Source organism: Mesorhizobium sp. Primo-A (assembly GCF_003997175.1).
Classification (GTDB): Bacteria; Pseudomonadota; Alphaproteobacteria; order Rhizobiales; family Rhizobiaceae; genus Mesorhizobium; species Mesorhizobium ciceri.
Map to the genome: position 1 here is coordinate 195482 of NZ_RZTG01000006.1, position 18516 is coordinate 213997.

An 18516-nucleotide genomic window follows, 5' to 3' on the forward strand; every position below is an offset into this window, starting at 1 on the left:
GGCGATTGGTTCGGGAGGAAAGTCAGGAATGTCCGAGGTTCATGTCCATCGCGTCCAGCCGGCGTGGAAGAAAAACGCGCTGATCGACAATGACACCTACCTGAAATGGTATGCCGACAGCGTCAAGAACCCGGACAAATTCTGGGGCAAGCACGGCAAGCGCATCGACTGGTTCAAGCCGTTCAGCAAGGTCAAGAACACCTCCTTCGACGGCAAGGTCTCGATCAAATGGTTCGAGGACGGACTGACCAACGTTTCCTACAACTGCATCGACCGGCATCTGAAGAAGCGCGGCAACCAGACCGCCATCATCTGGGAAGGCGACAATCCCTACGACGACAAGAAGGTCACCTATAACGAGCTCTACGAGCATGTCTGCCGGCTCGCCAATGTGATGAAGAAACACGGCGTCAAGAAAGGCGATCGAGTCACCATCTACATGCCGATGATCCCGGAAGCCGCCTATGCGATGCTGGCCTGCACGCGCATCGGCGCCGTCCATTCGATCGTCTTCGGCGGTTTCTCGCCGGATGCGCTGGCCGGCCGCATCGACGACTGCAAGTCGACCTTCGTTATCACGGCTGACGAAGGCCTGCGCGGCGGCAAGCCGATCCCTTTGAAGGAAAACACCGACAGGGCGATCGAGATCGCCGCGAAAGCCGGAACGAAAGTCGAAAAGGTGGTGGTCGTGCGACGCACCGGCGGCAAGACCGGCTGGGTTTCAGGCCGCGACGTCTGGTATCACGACGAGATCGCGACGGTGAAAGCCGAATGCAAGCCCGAGAAGATGAAGGCCGAGGACCCGCTGTTCATTCTCTACACGTCGGGTTCGACCGGCAAGCCGAAGGGCGTGCTGCACACCACCGCCGGCTATCTCGTCTACGTCTCGATGACCCACCAATATGTCTTCGACTACCATGACGGCGACATCTACTGGTGTACCGCCGATGTCGGCTGGGTCACCGGCCACAGCTACATCGTCTACGGCCCGCTCGCCAACGGCGCCACCACGCTGATGTTCGAAGGCGTGCCGAACTATCCGTCGCAGTCGCGCTTCTGGGAAGTCATCGACAAGCACAAGGTCAATATCTTCTACACCGCGCCGACGGCGTTGCGCGCGCTGATGGGCGCCGGCGATGCGCACGTGAAGAAGACGTCGCGCAAGTCGCTGCGCGTGCTGGGTTCGGTCGGCGAGCCGATCAACCCGGAAGCCTGGGAGTGGTATTTCAACGTCGTCGGCAACGGCAAGGTGCCGATCGTCGACACCTGGTGGCAGACCGAGACCGGCGGCATCCTGATCACGCCGCTGCCAGGTGCGACCGACCTCAAGGCGGGTTCGGCGACGCGGCCTTTCTTCGGCATCAAGCCGCAGCTGGTCGACGGCGAGGGCAAGGTGCTGGAAGGTGCGGCCGACGGCAATCTGTGCATCACCGATTCCTGGCCGGGCCAGATGCGCACCGTCTATGGCGATCACGACCGCTTCGTGCAGACCTATTTTTCGACCTACAAGGGCAAGTACTTCACCGGTGACGGCTGCCGCCGCGACGCCGACGGCTATTACTGGATCACCGGCCGCGTCGACGACGTCATCAACGTTTCCGGCCACCGCATGGGCACGGCCGAAGTCGAATCGGCGCTGGTCAGCCATGAGAAGGTTTCCGAGGCCGCGGTCGTGGGCTATCCCCACGACATCAAGGGCCAGGGTATCTACAGCTACGTCACCTTGATGAAGGGTGCCGAACCCACCGAGGAGCTGCGCAAGGAGCTTGTTGCCCATGTCCGCAAGGAGATCGGCGCCATTGCTTCGCCCGACAAGATCCAGTTCGCGCCGGGCCTGCCGAAGACGCGTTCCGGCAAGATCATGCGTCGCATCCTGCGCAAGATCGCCGAGGACGATTTTTCTGCCCTGGGTGACACCTCGACGCTGGCCGACCCGGCCGTCGTCGATGATCTGGTCGCCAACCGGCAGAACAAGAAGAGCTGATGCAGGCCGCGCTGGGCACTGTCAGCGAACTCTGGCGCTATCCGGCGAGTTCGCTTGCCGGCGAGCGCCTGAAAACAATCTCGGTCGACGTCGAGAGCATCGACGGCGACCGCCTGTTCGGCCTTGTCGACGTGTCCGACAACGAGATCGCACGACCGGACCGCGACGCGAAATGGCACAAGGTGCCGCGCATCCGCACCCGGCTGTCGCCGACCCTGGAACTCGAGATTGCCGTTCCCGAGGGCGACTGGCTGGCCGCGCCAAGCATCGAGAGCGACCGCGCGGTGTCGGCCTATCTCGGCTTCGAGGCCTCGCTCCGTCCGTTTCGCCGCGAGAATGCCGGGCCTGACTATTCCGGCCCGCTGACCGCGGAGCGCTACCGCAAGGCGCCGATTCATCTATTGACCACGGCTTCGCTGGCACGCCTGAAAGCATTGCACCCGGAAGGGGTCGCCGACCCGCGCCGCTTCCGCCCCAACATCGTTGTCGACATGGCGGCCATCGAAGGCTCGTTTCCCGAAACGGAATGGATCGGCCGCAAGCTTGCCGTCGGCGATCTCCTGCTGACCATCTCGGAACCCTGCCGCCGCTGCGGTTTCACCATTGTCGCCCAGGATGGCTTCGACCATGATCCGGCGATCCTGCGCAACCTGGTCCGTCACAACGCCCATAATCTCGGCGTCTATTGCACGGTCGACAGGCCGGCGCGCGTCGAAGTCGGCGACGCGATGCGCTTCCTGTAAGCTATCGATACAGATCCGCCCGTGTCGGCGGCAGGCCGCTTGGACCGCGCGCGCGCTTGGTCACGACGGTCTGGAAAATCTGTGCCGATGCGCGCTCGAAGGTGATCGAACAGCCCGTCAGGTAAAGCAGCCATAGCCGCGCCCTGGCCTCGCCCACCTCGGCGATTGCCTCATCGAAGCGGGCCTGCAGCCGCTCGGCCCACAGCCTGCAGGTGCGGGCATAGTGCTCGCGCAGGTTCTCGACATCGTAGACGAGAAAACCATGCGCCTCGAGATTGCCTGTTGTCATGCCGATGGTGTCGAGTTCGCCGCCGGGAAAGATATATTTGAGCAGCGCCTTGAACTCCGGCCCCTTGCGCAAGGTCTTCTTGATGTCGCCCTTGCTGCGCCGGGTGATGGCGTGGTGCAGATAGATGCCGCCCGGCTTCAGCAGGCGATGAATGGTCTTGAAATAAGTCGCATGGTTGGCGAGCCCGAGATGTTCGAACATGCCGATCGACGAGATCTTGTCGAAGCTGCCGGTGAGTTCCGCATAGGATTTGATCTCGATGGTGATGCGGTCCTCCAGCCCCTCGGCGCGAATGCGTTCGCGGGCCAGCTCGGTCTGCGCCTGCGACAGCGACACACCGTGGCCGACGACGCCGTAGTTCTTTGCCGCATGGATCAGCATGGCGCCCCAGCCGCAGCCGATGTCGAGCAGTCGTTCGCCCGGTTTCAGCCGGAGCTTGCGGCAGATGTGGTCGAGCTTGTCGACCTGGGCCTCGTCGATGCCATTGGCGAAATCCTTGAAGTAGCCGCAGCTATAGACCATGCGCTCGTCGAGAAAGAGCCGGTAGAAGGCGTTCGAGATGTCATAGTGATGCTGGATCGCCTCCTGGCTCGAACCGCTGACATAGGGATTGCGCCCCGACAGATCGGTCCGCGCGCTCATCTGCTTGCGTGCCAAAAGCACGGAAGGCAGGTCGCGCAGGATCGCCATTTTCGGCAGCGACTTGAGCTTGGTTCTGAGCTTGCCTTGCGACGGCAGGGCATAAAAATCGAAGATCGTCCCGTCTTCGATGTCGATGGTCTTGGAAATCCACATCTCGATCAGCGTCGACAGGGACGGTCGCTTCACGATCTGCCAGACGATGTCCTGGTCGTTGATGGTGAGCACCGGACCAGTGGCGGGGCCTATCCGCTCCCCGGTCCACAGCCTGACCGCAAAACCCGGCTTCAATGTTTCGATCACCGTTCGAACGATGCGAGCGGCCTTTTCGGCTGCCTCCATGCGATTCCTCCGAATGCTGGCTCAGGGGCAGAAGTTTGCCCGGTCGGCCTGGCAATCGCAAGCCGGCCCGCACCAGGCCCGCCCCTTGGTTAATTTCAGACCTGCACCTTGTCTTTTGCTGCAATGCACCCCATCATGAGTATGTGTTCAACAAATCGAAAGGAGGTGATCCGATGTCGAGTGATTTCGTTTTCCAGAACGTGGCCTCAGCGGATTGCACTTTCGGGAAGCAGTCTTCCCGTTAAGGCGCGAAATGCGCGGCGGCTGACCTGATAGGTCATCGCCATGGGCCGCGCCACGGACGGAAACACGGAAGGCCGCCGGCTTCGAAAGAAGCGGCGGCCTTTTCCGTTTGCGGACCAGACTACTGGGTCAATGCGATCTTTTCGGTGTTGCGAATGATTTCCTGAAAGGCGTCGTCCAATTCGGCTCCGGTGGACACGTCGAAGAAATGCCTCTTGGCGGCGGAGGTATCCTTCGACGAACAATCCTTCAGCACCGCCTTTGCCTGGTCCCGCTCGGTTGTCGACATATCCTTGTCGTCCAGATCGAAGCCGATGGTGAAAATCTCGATGCCGTCGTTTTTCATGTTGTCGCACAGCGTTTCGGCGTTGCCGCGCGCAAGGGTGCCCTGCCTGTTGTAGCTGTCCCCAGCACCGGCGAAGGCCGTATTGAACTGGCCATCGGTCATCAGGATCGCGACCTTGGCGATCTTCTTCGGATCGGCATCCGAGGCACCCTTGCCAAGACCGGCATTCCTGATCGCAGTGCGCCATTGCGGCGACAGCATATAATAGGTCCACTGAATGGCGATCGCGCCGGCCGTAAACCCATTGGCCCGGAAGTCCTCGATCGATTCAAGCAAGGCATCGGAATCGGCGGTCAGCGGGATCACTTTCGCATCAGGGCACCTGTTCATGTCCCCGTCACCGAGATGATCGTCCCGGTTGACCAGAGCATAGTATTTCTTGCCGTTCCCGTCGGTGCGGACAGTATCCGGGCCGTCGGCGCTCATATCCGCGTTGCCGTTCTTGTCCTTGCGCTCGGTGGCGCAATTGTCGGGGCGTGGCATCGCCGCGCCGACAATGGAGATGTAGTCGCTGAAGGACGGCAGCAGATTTTTGCCCGTCTTGGCGACGAGAAGCGGACTGCCGGCGACGGGTGGGAGCTCAGTGCTGGCTTGTTTTTCGGCATAGACGTTTTCCGCCAGCTTGCCGGCGTTGACGCCAGATGCATAAGGCACAATCGCGACGCGGATGCGGGGGTTCTGCGGATCCTGTTTCTGCAGCATCGTCTGGACGGCGTTTTTTGCAGCTGTTTTCAGATCGCCGATTTTGTCGACCTTGCCGCGCTTGGCCATCGACCCCGTTATGTCGAGCATCATCGCCACTTCGACGGTCTTGTCCGAATAGAGCGCCGTCGTGGAGGCGGCGACGCGTTTCATGTCGCCCGTGCCAAAAATCGGGAAATACAGCCCGACATCGACATGGGCGTCAGCCTGGACCGTCTTGGCGGTCCTGTTGACGATCAGCCTGTCGAGTACGATCTGGTCGGCCTGCAGAATGCCTGCCTGGCTGTTGGCGTCGAGAAAGGCCTGCACCGATTTGTTGGCATCGGCTTCCTTGATGGCGCCGGTCGTTAGGTCGCGTGCCGTCGATGTGACCGCGGCGTCGACGACGCCTTGGAGGCTCGATCTGGCATTGTAGAGCTGCGATACGTTGACCGAGAAGCCAACAGCCAGCGCCAAGACCGAGGCGCTGAGGCCGAACAGGATTGCGAAATTTCCACCGCGATCCCTGGCGAACCCGCCGATCGCGTGAACAAGACCCCCGTAATTCCGCATCCTACAGCCTCCATTCGCCTCGGCCTCGTCGCCGCGGACAGGGCAATGCAGGATTCCCGCCGGATGACGCCGCTGGCTGGCAGAAGGCCGGCCGCTTGCCGCCAAATCATTGTTTTTGTTCGGCTTCAAGCTCCGCAAAGGTGAATGACTGGTAAACAGAAAAGCGCGGCCGCGGCTGCGTTTACGAGCCGGTTACCATGCTCAAGACGAAGCAATCACGGAATCCCGATGACGTCCTGTTGCGGGACAGGGTCCGTGTGCCGAAGCGGGCCAGTTGTCCCGAGACTGCAGGGCGCGAAATGATCGGATCCAACGCCTCCGGCCGTCGAAAGACCAAAGCGCCATCACGTTTGAAAACCAGGGCCGCTTTTGGCCGCGCCTCAAGGGGGTGTTGAGATTCAGGTCAGGCCAGGTCGAAAATGATGGCTTTCGAGAACCGGAGCGGAGCGGACATTTGGTCCGTGAGCACCGGAAGCGCAGAAAGCCGTCATTTGCAGACCGGCCTCACCTGAATCGACATACCGTTAGGCCAGCATCTGTGCGCCGACGGTCCTGTCGATACCGTGGTAGGGCGGGTTGAACAGATTGCCTTCCTGTTCATAGGTCCATACCTTGAACAGGCTGAGCCGGTGGGCGCCGAAACTATGCAGCAGCGGCACGTCGGTGGCGTCGCGGCCGCGGGCGATGACGATGCGGCCGATTCTTGGCGTGTTGTGGCGAGGATCGAACGTGTACCATTTGCCGTCGAGGAACACTTCCAGCCACGCCGAAAAGTCCATCGGTGCCGGATCGGCTGGCACGCCGATATCACCGAGATAGCCGTTCACATAGCGTGCCGGAATATTCATGCAGCGGCAAAGCGTGATCGCCAGATGAGCGAAGTCGCGGCAGACCCCGACGCGTTCCTCATGCGCCTGAGCCGCCGTGCGGGTCGAGCGCGCATAGCCATAGCCGAACGACAGCCGGTTGTGGACATAGTCGACGATCGCCTGCACGCGCGCCCAGCCGGACGGAATGTCGCCGAAGAGCTGCCAGGCCAGGCTGCTCAGATGATCCGTCTCGCAATAGCGGCTGCCCAGGAGATAACCGAGAACTTCGTCCGGCAGGTCCGCCACCGGCACTTCCCTGGCCAGCGTGTTTACCTCGTCCGTCTCGCCGCTGTCCTCGACGACCGCGTCGTACAGGATGCGAAAACCACCGGCGGGCGCTGTGAAGCGCCGGCAGGCATTGCCATGCAGATCGTGGTACAGCCTTGTCGGCACCGCGGGCGAGGTCAGCACCCGCGTCTGCCGCTTGATATCAGCCTGCCTGTCCCGATGGATCTCGAGCACTGAAATCACCGGCGTGGCGGCTACGCATTCGATGGCGATTTCATAGCCGAGCCGGATCAGCATCGTTGGTCCCCCCTTCGATCTTGTGAGAAGCAGTCCTTCCCAAACGCCCGGAGGATACCGTGGTTCCCTGGGCCGATCGAAAAGCCCACCCCGTGTCTTCCCCTGCCGCGGTCGAGACGTTAGGTTCGGCAACCCCACCAGCGCTCCCCGGACTCAAGGAAAATCATGTATTCAAGCAGAAAATTCGCGGCCTTCCTCTTCGACATGGACGGCACGCTCATCAATTCCATCGCCTCGGCGGAACGGGTGTGGAGCGATTGGGCACGCCGCCAGGGCCTCGACGTCGCTGCCTTCCTGCCGACGATCCATGGCGTACGCGCGATCGAGACCATCACCGGCCTGGCGCTGCCGGGCGTCGACCCGGCACACGAGGCTGATCTGCTGCTGAAGGCCGAGGCGGCCGATCTCGAAGGCATTATCCAGATCGCCGGCGCCGTGGCATTTCTCGATTCGCTGCCGCCCGAACGCTGGGCGATCGTAACCTCCGCCCCACGTGAGCTGGCGCTGTTGCGCATGAAGGCCGCGGGCATCCCCGTCCCGGCCGTCATCGTCGCAGCGGAAGATGTCTCCCGCGGCAAGCCGGCGCCCGATTGCTTCCGGCTTGGCGCGGAACGGCTCGGCTTCGACGCGCGCGACTGCCTCGTGTTCGAGGATGCCCCGGCCGGCATAGCGGCAGCCGAAGCGGCGGGCGCGGCGGTCATGGTCATCAGCGCCACGCACAAGCACCCCTTGCCAACGCAACACGCCGCGATCGCGGGCTACGACATGGTGGGCATCACCGTCGACGAGCGTGGCTGGATCGCGCTCGAGCCGCAGCGCAACGCCGCCTAGGCCGCGTCTAGAAATCGCTGGTCAGGCCCTTTACCTCCCAGTCGCCGTAGCGGCCGGGCTCCTTGCCGCCGCGGCCGCCGATTTCCTTCGGCGCCGAGGCTTCCTTTTCCAGGTACTTTACACGCCTTGCTTCGGCTTCCGCGAGCGCACGTCTGGCTTCCGGCGTCAGCGCCTTTGGCTCGACATCATGGGCAAGCTCGGCATCGGTTTTACTGGCTTCGTCGTTCATGCGATATTTCCAGCGGATTGAAACGGGAACTGGTGTTTCCCATCATATAGCGATGAGACGAAGCGGATCGACCCCTTTTCGCTATCACCTGGACAGGAGCAGACGATGAACACACTTCGCACCGCCATGCTTCTTGCCGCGATGACCGCGCTGTTCATGGGCGTCGGCTTTTTGATCGGCGGAACCGGCGGCATGATGATCGCGCTGCTGATCGCCGCCGGCACCAATCTGTTCAGCTACTGGAATGCCGACAAGATGGTGCTGTCGATGAACCGTGCCGTCGAGGTCGACGAGAAGAACGCGCCCGAATATTACGCCATCGTCCAGTCGCTCGCCAAACAGGCCGGCCTGCCCATGCCGAAGACCTACCTGATCGACAATCCGCAGCCGAACGCCTTTGCCACCGGCCGCAACCCGCAGAACGCGGCGGTCGCTGCCTCCACCGGCCTGTTGCAGGCGCTGACGCCTGAAGAGGTCGCAGCCGTCATGGCGCACGAACTCGCCCATGTGCAGCACCGCGACACGCTGACCATGACGATCGTCGCCACCTTTGCCGGTGCCATTTCGATGCTCGGCAATTTCGCCTTCTTTTTCAGTGGCAATCGCGACAACAATCCGTTCGGCTTTGTCGGCGTGCTGGCGGCGATGATCGTAGCGCCCTTTGCCGCGATGGTCGTGCAGATGGCGGTCAGCCGCACCCGCGAATACGAGGCCGACCGACGTGGCGCCGAAATCTGTGGACACCCGCTCTGGCTGGCATCGGCGCTTGACAAGATCGCCCGCGGCGCCGAACGCATCCGCAACCCCGATGCCGAGCGCAATCCCGCGACCGCGCATCTCTTCATCATCAATCCCCTTCACGGCGAGCGCATGGACAGCCTGTTCTCCACCCACCCCGCCACTGAGAACCGCATTGCAGCCTTGCAGGCGATGGCGCGCGACATGGCCGGCAGCGAAACCCGGGCTGCACCGCGCCAGGCCCCAACGCCACGCCAGGCGGACGAACTGCGGCCATCCGGCCCGTGGGATCAGACAGCACGGCCCGAGCAGCCGGCGGAGCCCGCCAAGCCCAAATCCAACCCATGGGGTCGCAATCCGACCGGGCCCAGGGGCCGGTGGTCGTGAGCGTGGCGGACAGAGGACCTCGACGCACGGTTTCAGGTGATCAGGAACACAGGGACGGCGGCGACTTCGTCGCCGGTCTCGCCGCGCGCAAGGCAGCGGCCCGCCTGCTGGCCGCCGTCATCGATGCCAGGACACCGCTTGACGGGCTGACCGATCACGAGAACGGCCACCCGCAATACAAGGCGCTCGATTTGCGCGATCGCGGCCTTGTCCGCGCCATTCTGGTCACCGCGCTGCGCTATCGCATGACCATATCGGGGCTCTTGGCGCGGCGCCTGGAAAAGCCGCTGCCGCCCAATGCCACGGCGCTGTCGCACATATTGCATGTGGCGGCCGCACAGATCCTGTTCCTCGATATTCCCGACAGCGCCGCCGTCGACATTGCGGTGACCCATGCCAAGTCCGATCCGCGCACGGTGCGGTTCTCCGGCCTCGTCAATGGCGTGCTGCGCACACTGGCACGGGCCAAGGAAACGGAATTGCCTGCCGCCCTTGCCGCCACCGACGAGGCGCCCGAATGGTTTTCCGACAGGCTGAAGACTACCTACGGCAACGAAAAGGCCAGACAGATCCTCGAAGCGCACCGCGTTGAGGCGCCGGTCGACTTCTCGGTCAAGGCCGATCCCGGACTCTGGGCCGAAAAACTCGGCGGCATCGTCCTGCCGACCGGCACGGTGCGGGTCGAGAATCTTGTCGGTCCTGTCACCGAATTGCCTGGCTTTGCCGAGGGCGCCTGGTGGGTCCAGGACGCCGCGGCCAGCCTGCCCGCCCGACTGTTCGGCGATGTCACGGGATTGCGGGTTGCCGATCTCTGCGCCGCGCCCGGCGGCAAGACCGCGCAGCTGATCGTTGCCGGCGCGAAGGTCACCGCCGTCGACACGTCAAAAAACCGGCTTGCGCGGCTGACGCAGAATCTCGAGCGCCTCGGCCTGTCCGCCGAGATCGTCCAGGCCGACCTGCTCAAATTCGAGCCGAAGGAATTGTTCGACGCCGTTCTCCTCGACGCGCCCTGCTCGTCGACCGGCACGGTGCGGCGGCACCCCGACGTGCCATGGACCAAGACTTCTGCCGATGTCGAAAAACTGGCCGACCTGCAGCGCAGGCTGCTCGCCCGCACTGTGACGCTGGTGAAGCCCGGCGGCAGGATCGTCTTTTCCAACTGTTCGCTCGATCCGCTCGAAGGCGAGGATCTCTGTCGCGCCTTTCTCGCCGGCACGCCTGAAATCACCAATGATCCGCTGCTGCAAGGCGAGATCGCCGGCATCGCTCCATTCCTGACGCCGCAAGGCACGCTGCGCACCACGCCCGCCGACCTGGACCTCGGCGCGCCGGAACGCTCAGGCCTCGACGGCTTCTTCGCCGCTCGCATGCGGCGAGCCGGCTAGGGCTTGAACTGCCGGATTTGCTGCCTTTTTTAGGCAGGACCGGGGGCAGAAGCAGGTGAACCGGCCCGGGCTCGTGGAATTCGCCTTCGCACGAATCGTGCAATCATGTAGACTCGGCGCCGGGGTAGAGGACGATCAGGAGGGGTTTTGGCACTGGCTGCCAGCAGCACGACGCGTCTGTGGACGCTTGTCGCGAAGGAGTTCTGGCGCAAAACGCGCCGGCGCCTGCGCGCCGGGCCTGTCTATCGCTGGCGCTATTCCGGCCGCACGCCGGAACGTGTGCTGATCGCACCGCCGGACCTGCGCCTCGCCGACCCGCAGATCGCACTCGAGATCTATTACGGCCGCTATCCCCTGTCGGGGCATCTGGTCGAGACCGGCGGCAAGTCGCCTTTCCAGATCAACGTGCCCAATCACGGGTGGCAGAAGACGCTGCACGGCTTTCGCTGGCTGCGCCATATGCGCGCCGCCGGCACGGAGCTTGCCGCTGCCAATGCCCGCGCCCTGGTCTCCGATTGGATCACCATGCATGGCAGCCATATTTCCGGCATCGCCTGGGAGCCCGGCACGACGGCCAAGCGCATCATCGCCTGGTTGCAGCACTCCTCGGTCGTATTGCAGGGCGCCGAGTTCCCTTTCTACCGCGCCTTCCTGAAGTCGGTTGCCATGCAGATCCGCTATCTCAGGTCGATGGCGCGCGAAATGCCCGACGGCAAGGACAGGCTGCGGGCCCGCATCGCGCTCGCCTTCGCTGCCTTGTCCCTGCCGGCGCCGGCATCGGCGCTGCGTGGCGCGACCCGCAACCTTGCCGAGGAACTCGACCGCCAGATCCTCGCCGATGGCGGGCACATTTCGCGCAATCCGATGGTCGTCCTGGAAATCCTCGCCGACCTTCTGCCGCTGCGCCAGACCTATGCCAACCAGGCGGAAACGCCGCCGCAGGCGCTGATCGGCGCCATCGACCGCATGCTGCCGGCGCTGCGCTTCTTCCGCCATCAGGATGGCAGCCTCGCCCGCTTCAACGGCATGGGCGCCACCATCCACGACCGCATCGCCACCATCCTGCGCCACGACGACACCGCTGGCGCGCCGCTGCTGCATGCGCCGCATTCCGGCTATGAGCGCCTGTCTATGGGCGGCACCACGGTCATCGCCGACACCGGCCCGCCGCCGCCGGTCGACGTGTCCAATGCCGCACATGCCAGCTGCCTTGCCTTCGAACTGTCGTCCGGGCGCCAGCACTACATCGTCAATGCCGGCATCGACACCTACGGCGCGGCTGAATTCCGGCCGCTGGCGCGCGCCACCGCCGCGCACTCGACCGCCACCATCAACGACACCTCGTCGGCGCGCTTCAGCCACTCGTTGCGCGTCAACGACCTGCTCGGTTCGCCGTTGATCGGCGGCCCGCAGCATGTGCAGTGCAAGCGCACCGATCAGAAAGGCGTTCAGGGTTTCATCGCCCGCCATGACGGCTATGTCGCGCGCTTTGGTTTCCTGCATGAGCGCGAGCTGAAGCTGTCGTCGAACGGCAATGTGCTGGCCGGCCGGGACCGCTTCCAGCGCCCCGGCAGTGCCGCGATCCGCAACAATGGCCGCGACTTCGTCACCGTCCGCTTCCACGTTCATCCCGATGTCAACCTTTTGCAGGACGAGCATGACCGCCTGGTGCTGGCCGCCGATCAGGCCGACACCTGGGTGTTCACATCGGCCGAAGTGGTGCCGGAGGTCGAGGAATCGATCTATTTCGCCGGTCTTGGCGGCCCGCGCCGCAGCCGCCAGATCGTGCTTGCCTTCAAGGCCTCGGAAATCGCCGAAGTCCACTGGCAGCTGACCCGCACCAGCATCGCCGGTTATCCGGAAAACAACTGACCTACCTGACCGCCGGTTTGATTTCCGGGCGGCATGTGCTACGGGCGCGGGCATCCACCACACCAGTCGTGAAAGGCCGCCAGCCCATGGCCGTCGCCGCCAAGAACATTCCCGCACCAGACCTGGTTCCCGTGCGCCGCGCCCTGCTCTCCGTTTTCGACAAAACCGGCCTCATCGATTTCGCCAAGGCGCTGGCAGCCGCAGGCGTCGAGCTGGTCTCGACCGGCGGCACGGCAAAGGCGATCTCTGACGCGGGCCTTCCGGTGCGCGACGTCTCCGAGCTCACCGGCTTTCCCGAGATCATGGATGGCCGCGTCAAGACCTTGCATCCCGGCGTGCATGGCGCGCTGCTTGGCGTGCGCGACGATCCGGAGCATTCAGCGGCAATGCGCAAATACGGCATCGAGCCGATCGATCTCGTCGTCTCCAATCTCTATCCGTTCGAGGAGGTCCGCCGCTCCGGCGCCGACTACGCATCGATCGTCGAGAACATCGACATTGGCGGCCCGGCCATGATCCGCGCCTCGGCCAAGAACCACGCCTATGTCGCCATCGTCACCGATCCCGGCGACTATGCCTCGGTGCTGAACGCGCTGGAGATGAACATCGGCTCGCTGTCGCTGGATTTCCGCAAGAAGCTGGCCGCCAAGGCCTTCGCCCGCACCGCCAGCTATGACGCGGCGATCTCCGGCTGGTTCGCCGAAGCGCTCGAGATCGAACACCCGACGTGGCGTGCCTTTGGCGGCAGGCTGGTCGAGGTGATGCGCTATGGCGAGAACCCGCATCAGAGCGCCGGCTTCTATATCGATGGCGACAAGCGGCCGGGCGTCGCCACGGCGCGTCAGTTGCAGGGCAAGCAGCTGTCCTACAACAACATCAACGACACCGACGCCGCCTTCGAGCTGGTCGGCGAGTTCGATCCGGCGCGTTCCGCCGCCGTCGCCATCATCAAGCACGCCAACCCGTGCGGCGTTGCCGAAGGCACCTCGCTGAAAGCCGCCTACGCCAAGGCGCTCGCCTGCGACCCGGTTTCGGCCTTCGGCGGCATCGTCGCGGTCAACCGCACCCTCGACGCCGAGGCGGCGGAAGAGATCGTAAAAACCTTCACCGAAGTCATCATAGCGCCCGGCGCCACTGACGAGGCAGCGGCCATCGTCGCGGCGAAGAAGAATTTGCGCCTGCTGGTCACCGGTGGGCTGCCGGATCCGCGCACGCCGGGCACGACGGTCAAATCCGTCGCCGGCGGTCTGCTCATCCAGGGCCGGGACAACGCTGTCGTCGACGACCTCGAACTGAAAGTGGTGACCAAGAGGGCGCCGACGCCGGTCGAAATGGCCGACCTGAAATTCGCCTTCCGCATCGCCAAGCACGTCAAGTCCAACGCCATCGTCTACGTCAGGGACGGCGCCACCGTCGGCATCGGCGCCGGCCAGATGAGCCGGGTCGACTCCTCACGCATCGCTGCCCGCAAGGCACTCGACGCCGCCGAGGCCGCCGGCCTTGCCGAACCGCTGACCAAGGGCTCGGTCGTCGCCTCCGACGCCTTCTTCCCCTTCGCCGACGGATTGCTGTCGGCGATCGCCGCCGGCGCCACTGCCGTTATCCAGCCGGGTGGCTCGATGAACGACAAGGACGTCATCGCCGCTGCCGACGAGCACGGCATCGCCATGGTGTTTACGGGCGTCCGGCATTTCAGGCATTGACGCACTTCTTCTTTCTCTCCTTGCGGGGTGAGAAGCGGTTCGCGCAGCAAACGAAAAGCCAATTGCTTGGCTTTTCGAGCTTCGAACGCCCTGAGCCCGCGAAGGGCCGGGCGGTGGACGATCCGCCCTGCCGGGTCCCCGCTGCTCCGCAGCGTCCCGGCGTTCGTCAGCCTTTCATCGTGCCACTGGCACGATGAATTCGCTTCGCGAACCGGCCGCTCACCCCACAGGGGGAGAAGGAAGAAAGAACTCAATCCGCCGGCCGGTCCGCTGGATAGGGCGTCTTGACCAGGATCGCCATGCCGATCCCGAGGAACAGCACGATCACCGCCATGCCGAGCCGTGCCGAGCCGCTGGCCAGGGTGACGGACGCGACCATGAACGGCGCCAGGAAACTGGTCGCCCGTCCGGCCAGCGCATAAATGCCGAAATAGCGGCCGGATTCGGCGGCCGTGACGCTGCGCGCCATGTAGGATCGCGACGACGCCTGCACCGGCCCGAAAGCCACACCGATCAACAGGCCGAAGAAGATGTAGGCCTTTTCCGCTGCCGTGCCGAACAGGCCACCGCTGTCCGGTCCAAGCATCATCCAGAGGCCGAACAAAGTATAGCCCGGTCCGGTCGAGACGATGCCGATCGTGGCGATGCTGAGCAGGACCAGCGAGATCATGACGATGGTTTTTGAGCCAAGCGCCGTATCGAGACGGGCTGCAACCAGGCAGCCGAAGATGGCGACGACGTTGAGAATGATGCCGAAAATACCGATTTCGGTGATCGACCAGTGGAACATCGCTGCTGCGAAAGTGCCCCCCAGCGCCAGCACCGCATTGACACCGTCCTGATAGATCATGCGGGCGACAAGGAAGCGGAAGATGCCGCTGCGCTTGCGCACCTCGCCCAGCGTCACTTTCAGCTCCGCCAACCCCTCTCGCACCGCAGGGCCGATCGGCAGGCCCTTGATGGCATCGGGGGTGAAAAAGAACATCGGCAGGATGAACAGGAAGTACCAGCCGGCTGACAAAGGCCCGGTTGCGCGCGCGTCCTCGCCGAGCTTCGGGTCGAGCCCAAAGAGCGGGTCGGTGCCGATGATCGTCTTGCCGGTCTCCGGCGAACCGGCCAAGCAAGCGACGACGAAGATCAGCGCGATCATGCCGCCGAGATAACCAAGGCCCCAGGCCATGTTGGAGATTCGGCCGATCTCGCTCTTCGGCACCAGGCGCGGCATCATCGAATCGTTGAACACGGTCGAAAACTCGGCCGCGACCGACGCCAGCGAAAAGAATAGCACGACCAGGAAAAGGTTCGAACCGGGGGCCGCGAACCAAAGCATGCAAAGGCAGGTGACCTTGACCGCGGCAAAGAATGCGATCCAGGGCTTGCGCGGGCCGGTCTGGTCGGCAATCGAGCCGAGGATAGGCGACAGCACGGCGATGACAAGACCGGCCGCGGCAATGCCGTAGCCCCAGGCCGCCTGGCCGGTCTCCGGATCGCTCGCCATGCGCGAGACGAAGTAAGGTCCAAAGATGAAGGTCGTCACGACCGTGAAGAACGGCTGCGCCGCCCAGTCGAACAGCATCCATCCCCAGATGCCGCGCCCGGACGCACGCTGCACTGTCTCTACCGTCATCATGATCCCTCGGCACCGGTTCCGTGTCGGGCGCCATGTCTGCATGTTTCATGCGCTCATGCAATGAACGAAGCTCGGTGCCGTACCCTTGACGCTGCCGGGCGTTCACTGTTCGAAAGCCATGCAACCGGCTTTCGTCCGCTTCGCGAACCAAGCCCGTATTTTTCTCGTGGGGGAAGTCGGACCGTAGGTCCGGCGCCGTCCTCCACCCCCTGCTTCGCAACGATTGTCGCCGGCGTGGATCTCTTGATTATTAAGTTGACTCTTTTTGTCCGCTTTGACTAATTGCGCTCGCGCAGGGCCGGAACGGTGACCGGCCGAACTGCTCGAAATTGGTCTGACAGGGAATAAGAGATGACGATTGGTCGACAGGCATTGTTGCGCATTCAGGCAAGGCGATTGATTGCGAGCAGTGCCTTGATAGCGGCATCTTTTGGAATGGTGGGGACCGGCCGGGCCCAGGACGTTTCGCCGGACGATGCAACTCAACTGGAAACGATCGTCGTCACCGGCAAGTCGGACCGCGTTGGCGGGCCCGATCAAACGATCGTCGCCAAGGATACGGCGACCGCCACCAAGACCGATACGCCGATCGTCGACGTTCCCGCCTCGGTTTCAGTTGTAACCCAAAAGGAACTGGAGGCGCGCCATGTCGAAAGCCTCCAGCAGGCCGTGGCCTACACATCCAGCGTCCTCACCGACGAGTTCGGCAACGATGACCGATACGACTATATTCGCATCCGCGGTTTCGACCAGACATCGCTCGGTACCTATCGCGACGGCTTGACGGCGCGCATCCCAGCCTGGTTCACGGCCAGCCGTCTCGAACCTTACGGACTTCAGCGCGTGGAGGTCCTAAAGGGATCGACATCGACGCTTTTTGGTCTCAACGGCCCTGGCGGATTGGTGAACGCCATTACCAAGCGGCCGCTGGACCAGAAGCAGGGGGAGATTTACACGTCCTATGGCGACGGCACCAAGGAGATTGGCGTTGATTTTGGCGGGCCGATCGACCCCGATGGCGTGTGGACCTATCGGCTTACCGGGCTGGCCAAGGATGGCGATCAAGGATGGGATTATTCCAACGACGACCGGCTTTACATCGCACCCGCGTTGACCATCAAGCCCGAGGAAGGAACCTCGCTCACCATCCTGACTGACTATTACAAGCGAGATGGCACAGGCGCACGCGGCACCCCCGCCGGCGCCAATATCGACATCGGCACCTTCCTGGGCGAGCCGGATTTCAACCGCTTCAACACCGAGCAGGTCGATATCGGCTACCAGTTCGAACATGAATTCAACGAGAATCTCACCTTCCGCTCCAATGCCCGCTACACGCATTTGAGCCTCGACTACGCCGAGGTCTACGGCGCGTCGCTTGACCCCACGGCGGACCGCACGGCATTTTCCGTCGGCGGCCTGTCCAACCGCTATGCCTTCGACAATCAGTTGCAATACGATACGGGCTGGGACCGGGTCGCCAGCAAGACGCTTGTCGGCGTCGACTACGCCAACGACAACACCCGCGAAAACATCCTCTTCGGCACTGCCGGCCCCATCGACATCGACAACCCGACCTATTGCGGTCTGTCCTGCATCAACCTCGGCCCCTATGTGAACTGGCGGGTCAAGCAGCAGGCGGTCGGTGTCTATGCCCAGGAGCAATTGACGTTTGACGACCGCTGGATCGTCACCCTGGGCGGGCGCTGGGACCGCGTGCAGACGACAGCTGATTATCTCGACCTGGGAACGCAGGACGACGACACCGCATCGGCCTTCACCAAGCGCGCCGGCCTGACCTACAAATTCACGCCGAACCTCGCGGTCTACGCCAACTATTCGGAAAGCTTCCAGCCGCTCGTGTCGCCAAGCGCCAACGGGTATGCGGTCTCGGGCTCGTTGAAGCCTCAGGAGGGCAAACAGTATGAGGCAGGCATCAAGTACAAGCCCGACGGCTTCGACGGCCTGTTCACAGCCGCGGTCTTCGACCTTACCCAAACCAATGTTCCGACCTATGTCACGCCTGTTGTCCAGCAGCAGATCGGCAAGGTTGGCGTCCGCGGCATCGAACTCGAGGGCAAGGCCGCCATCGCGGAAAACTTGAACCTGACGCTTGCCTATTCCTACTGGGATGCCGAGATCCTGGAAGACGGCATTGGCGGGAATGCCGGCAATCGGCCGCAGCGCGTTCCTCGCCACCTGGCGTCAGCCTGGGTCGACTACACGCTTCCCGAGGAAGGACCGCGTGGCGACCTGACCATCGGCGGTGGCCTGCGCTATATCGGACAAACCTACGGGGATGACGCGAACACCATTTCGATTGGCGGCTACGCACTGGTGGATGCGGCGATTAGCTACAAGATGACCAAGGACGTGACGTTGGCCTTGAACGCAACGAACCTGTTCGACCGGAAGTATCTGACAACCAGCTATTACGGGACCGAATTCTACGGCGACCGGCTGAAAATCGTCGGCACCCTCAAACATTCCTGGTGAGCTTGCTGAAC

Annotated in this window: 13 protein-coding genes; 8 read left to right on the forward strand and 5 right to left on the reverse strand. The window is 63.1% G+C overall.

The annotated features are described in order from the left end of the window. The first annotated feature begins 28 nt into the window (after positions 1-28). Together acs and EOC83_RS13375 are read left to right on the forward strand one after the other, a co-directional pair. Positions 29-1984, forward strand: coding sequence for an acetate--CoA ligase (gene acs, locus EOC83_RS13370; RefSeq protein ID WP_013529021.1), 1956 nt, complete (start codon positions 29-31; stop codon positions 1982-1984). Then, complete coding sequence (locus EOC83_RS13375) at positions 1984-2727, forward strand: MOSC domain-containing protein (protein ID WP_063169460.1); 744 nt, start codon at positions 1984-1986, stop codon at positions 2725-2727. The genes acs and EOC83_RS13375 overlap by 1 nt, the downstream gene beginning before the upstream one ends. 1 nt (position 2728) lies before the next feature. Here the strand turns inward: EOC83_RS13375 and EOC83_RS13380 are convergent, their stop codons facing one another. The 3 genes from EOC83_RS13380 to EOC83_RS13390 all read right to left on the reverse strand — a co-directional run bounded on the left by EOC83_RS13380 (position 2729) and on the right by EOC83_RS13390 (position 7234). Then, positions 2729-3997 carry a cyclopropane-fatty-acyl-phospholipid synthase family protein gene (locus tag EOC83_RS13380; RefSeq protein WP_063169461.1) on the reverse strand — a complete coding sequence of 423 codons (1269 nt, stop codon included), beginning with the start codon at positions 3995-3997 and terminating at the stop codon, positions 2729-2731. A gap of 364 nt (positions 3998-4361) precedes the next feature. Then, positions 4362-5840 (reverse strand): pilus assembly protein, encoded by a 1479-nt coding sequence (locus EOC83_RS13385; protein ID WP_063169462.1) that lies wholly within the window; start codon positions 5838-5840, stop codon positions 4362-4364. 524 nt (positions 5841-6364) lie between these two features. Next, entirely contained in the window at positions 6365-7234 is an 870-nt protein-coding gene (locus tag EOC83_RS13390; protein WP_013529017.1) for a transglutaminase family protein, read from the reverse strand. Between the two features lie 165 nt (positions 7235-7399). Between EOC83_RS13390 and EOC83_RS13395 the strand changes: the two genes are divergently transcribed. Further along, a complete protein-coding gene (locus EOC83_RS13395; RefSeq protein ID WP_063169463.1) occupies positions 7400-8065 on the forward strand; it encodes an HAD-IA family hydrolase in 666 nt (221 codons plus the stop codon). A 7-nt stretch (positions 8066-8072) separates the two neighbouring features. Here EOC83_RS13395 and EOC83_RS13400 read toward each other — a convergent pair whose 3' ends face one another. Next, the gene (locus tag EOC83_RS13400) at positions 8073-8294 is read right to left on the reverse strand and encodes a DUF1674 domain-containing protein (protein WP_024504209.1); all 222 of its coding nucleotides are present in this window, start codon (positions 8292-8294) and stop codon (positions 8073-8075) included. A gap of 105 nt (positions 8295-8399) precedes the next feature. On the opposite strand from EOC83_RS13400, the gene htpX reads away from it, so the two are divergent. The 4 genes from htpX (at position 8400) to purH (ending at position 14379) form a co-directional block, all read left to right on the forward strand. Further along, on the forward strand, positions 8400-9419 hold the full coding sequence (htpX, locus tag EOC83_RS13405) for a zinc metalloprotease HtpX (RefSeq protein WP_024504208.1): 1020 nt from the start codon (positions 8400-8402) through the stop codon (positions 9417-9419). Continuing rightward, positions 9377-10804, forward strand: coding sequence for an RsmB/NOP family class I SAM-dependent RNA methyltransferase (locus EOC83_RS13410; protein ID WP_063169464.1), 1428 nt, complete (start codon positions 9377-9379; stop codon positions 10802-10804). The genes htpX and EOC83_RS13410 overlap by 43 nt, the downstream gene beginning before the upstream one ends. A 147-nt stretch (positions 10805-10951) precedes the next feature. Next, positions 10952-12676, forward strand: a complete 1725-nt coding sequence (locus tag EOC83_RS13415; protein WP_013529012.1) for a heparinase II/III family protein — start codon at positions 10952-10954, stop codon at positions 12674-12676. Between the two features lie 86 nt (positions 12677-12762). Continuing rightward, a complete protein-coding gene (gene purH / locus EOC83_RS13420) occupies positions 12763-14379 on the forward strand; it encodes a bifunctional phosphoribosylaminoimidazolecarboxamide formyltransferase/IMP cyclohydrolase (protein WP_024504206.1) in 1617 nt (538 codons plus the stop codon). A 250-nt stretch (positions 14380-14629) separates the two neighbouring features. On the opposite strand, the gene EOC83_RS13425 is transcribed toward purH, so the two are convergent. After that, a complete protein-coding gene (locus tag EOC83_RS13425) occupies positions 14630-16006 on the reverse strand; it encodes an MFS transporter (protein ID WP_063170394.1) in 1377 nt (458 codons plus the stop codon). Between the two features lie 354 nt (positions 16007-16360). Here EOC83_RS13425 and EOC83_RS13430 point away from each other — a divergent pair, with 354 nt between their 5' ends. After that, positions 16361-18505 (forward strand): TonB-dependent siderophore receptor, encoded by a 2145-nt coding sequence (locus EOC83_RS13430; RefSeq protein WP_063169465.1) that lies wholly within the window; start codon positions 16361-16363, stop codon positions 18503-18505. Positions 18506-18516: the final 11 nt, after the last annotated feature.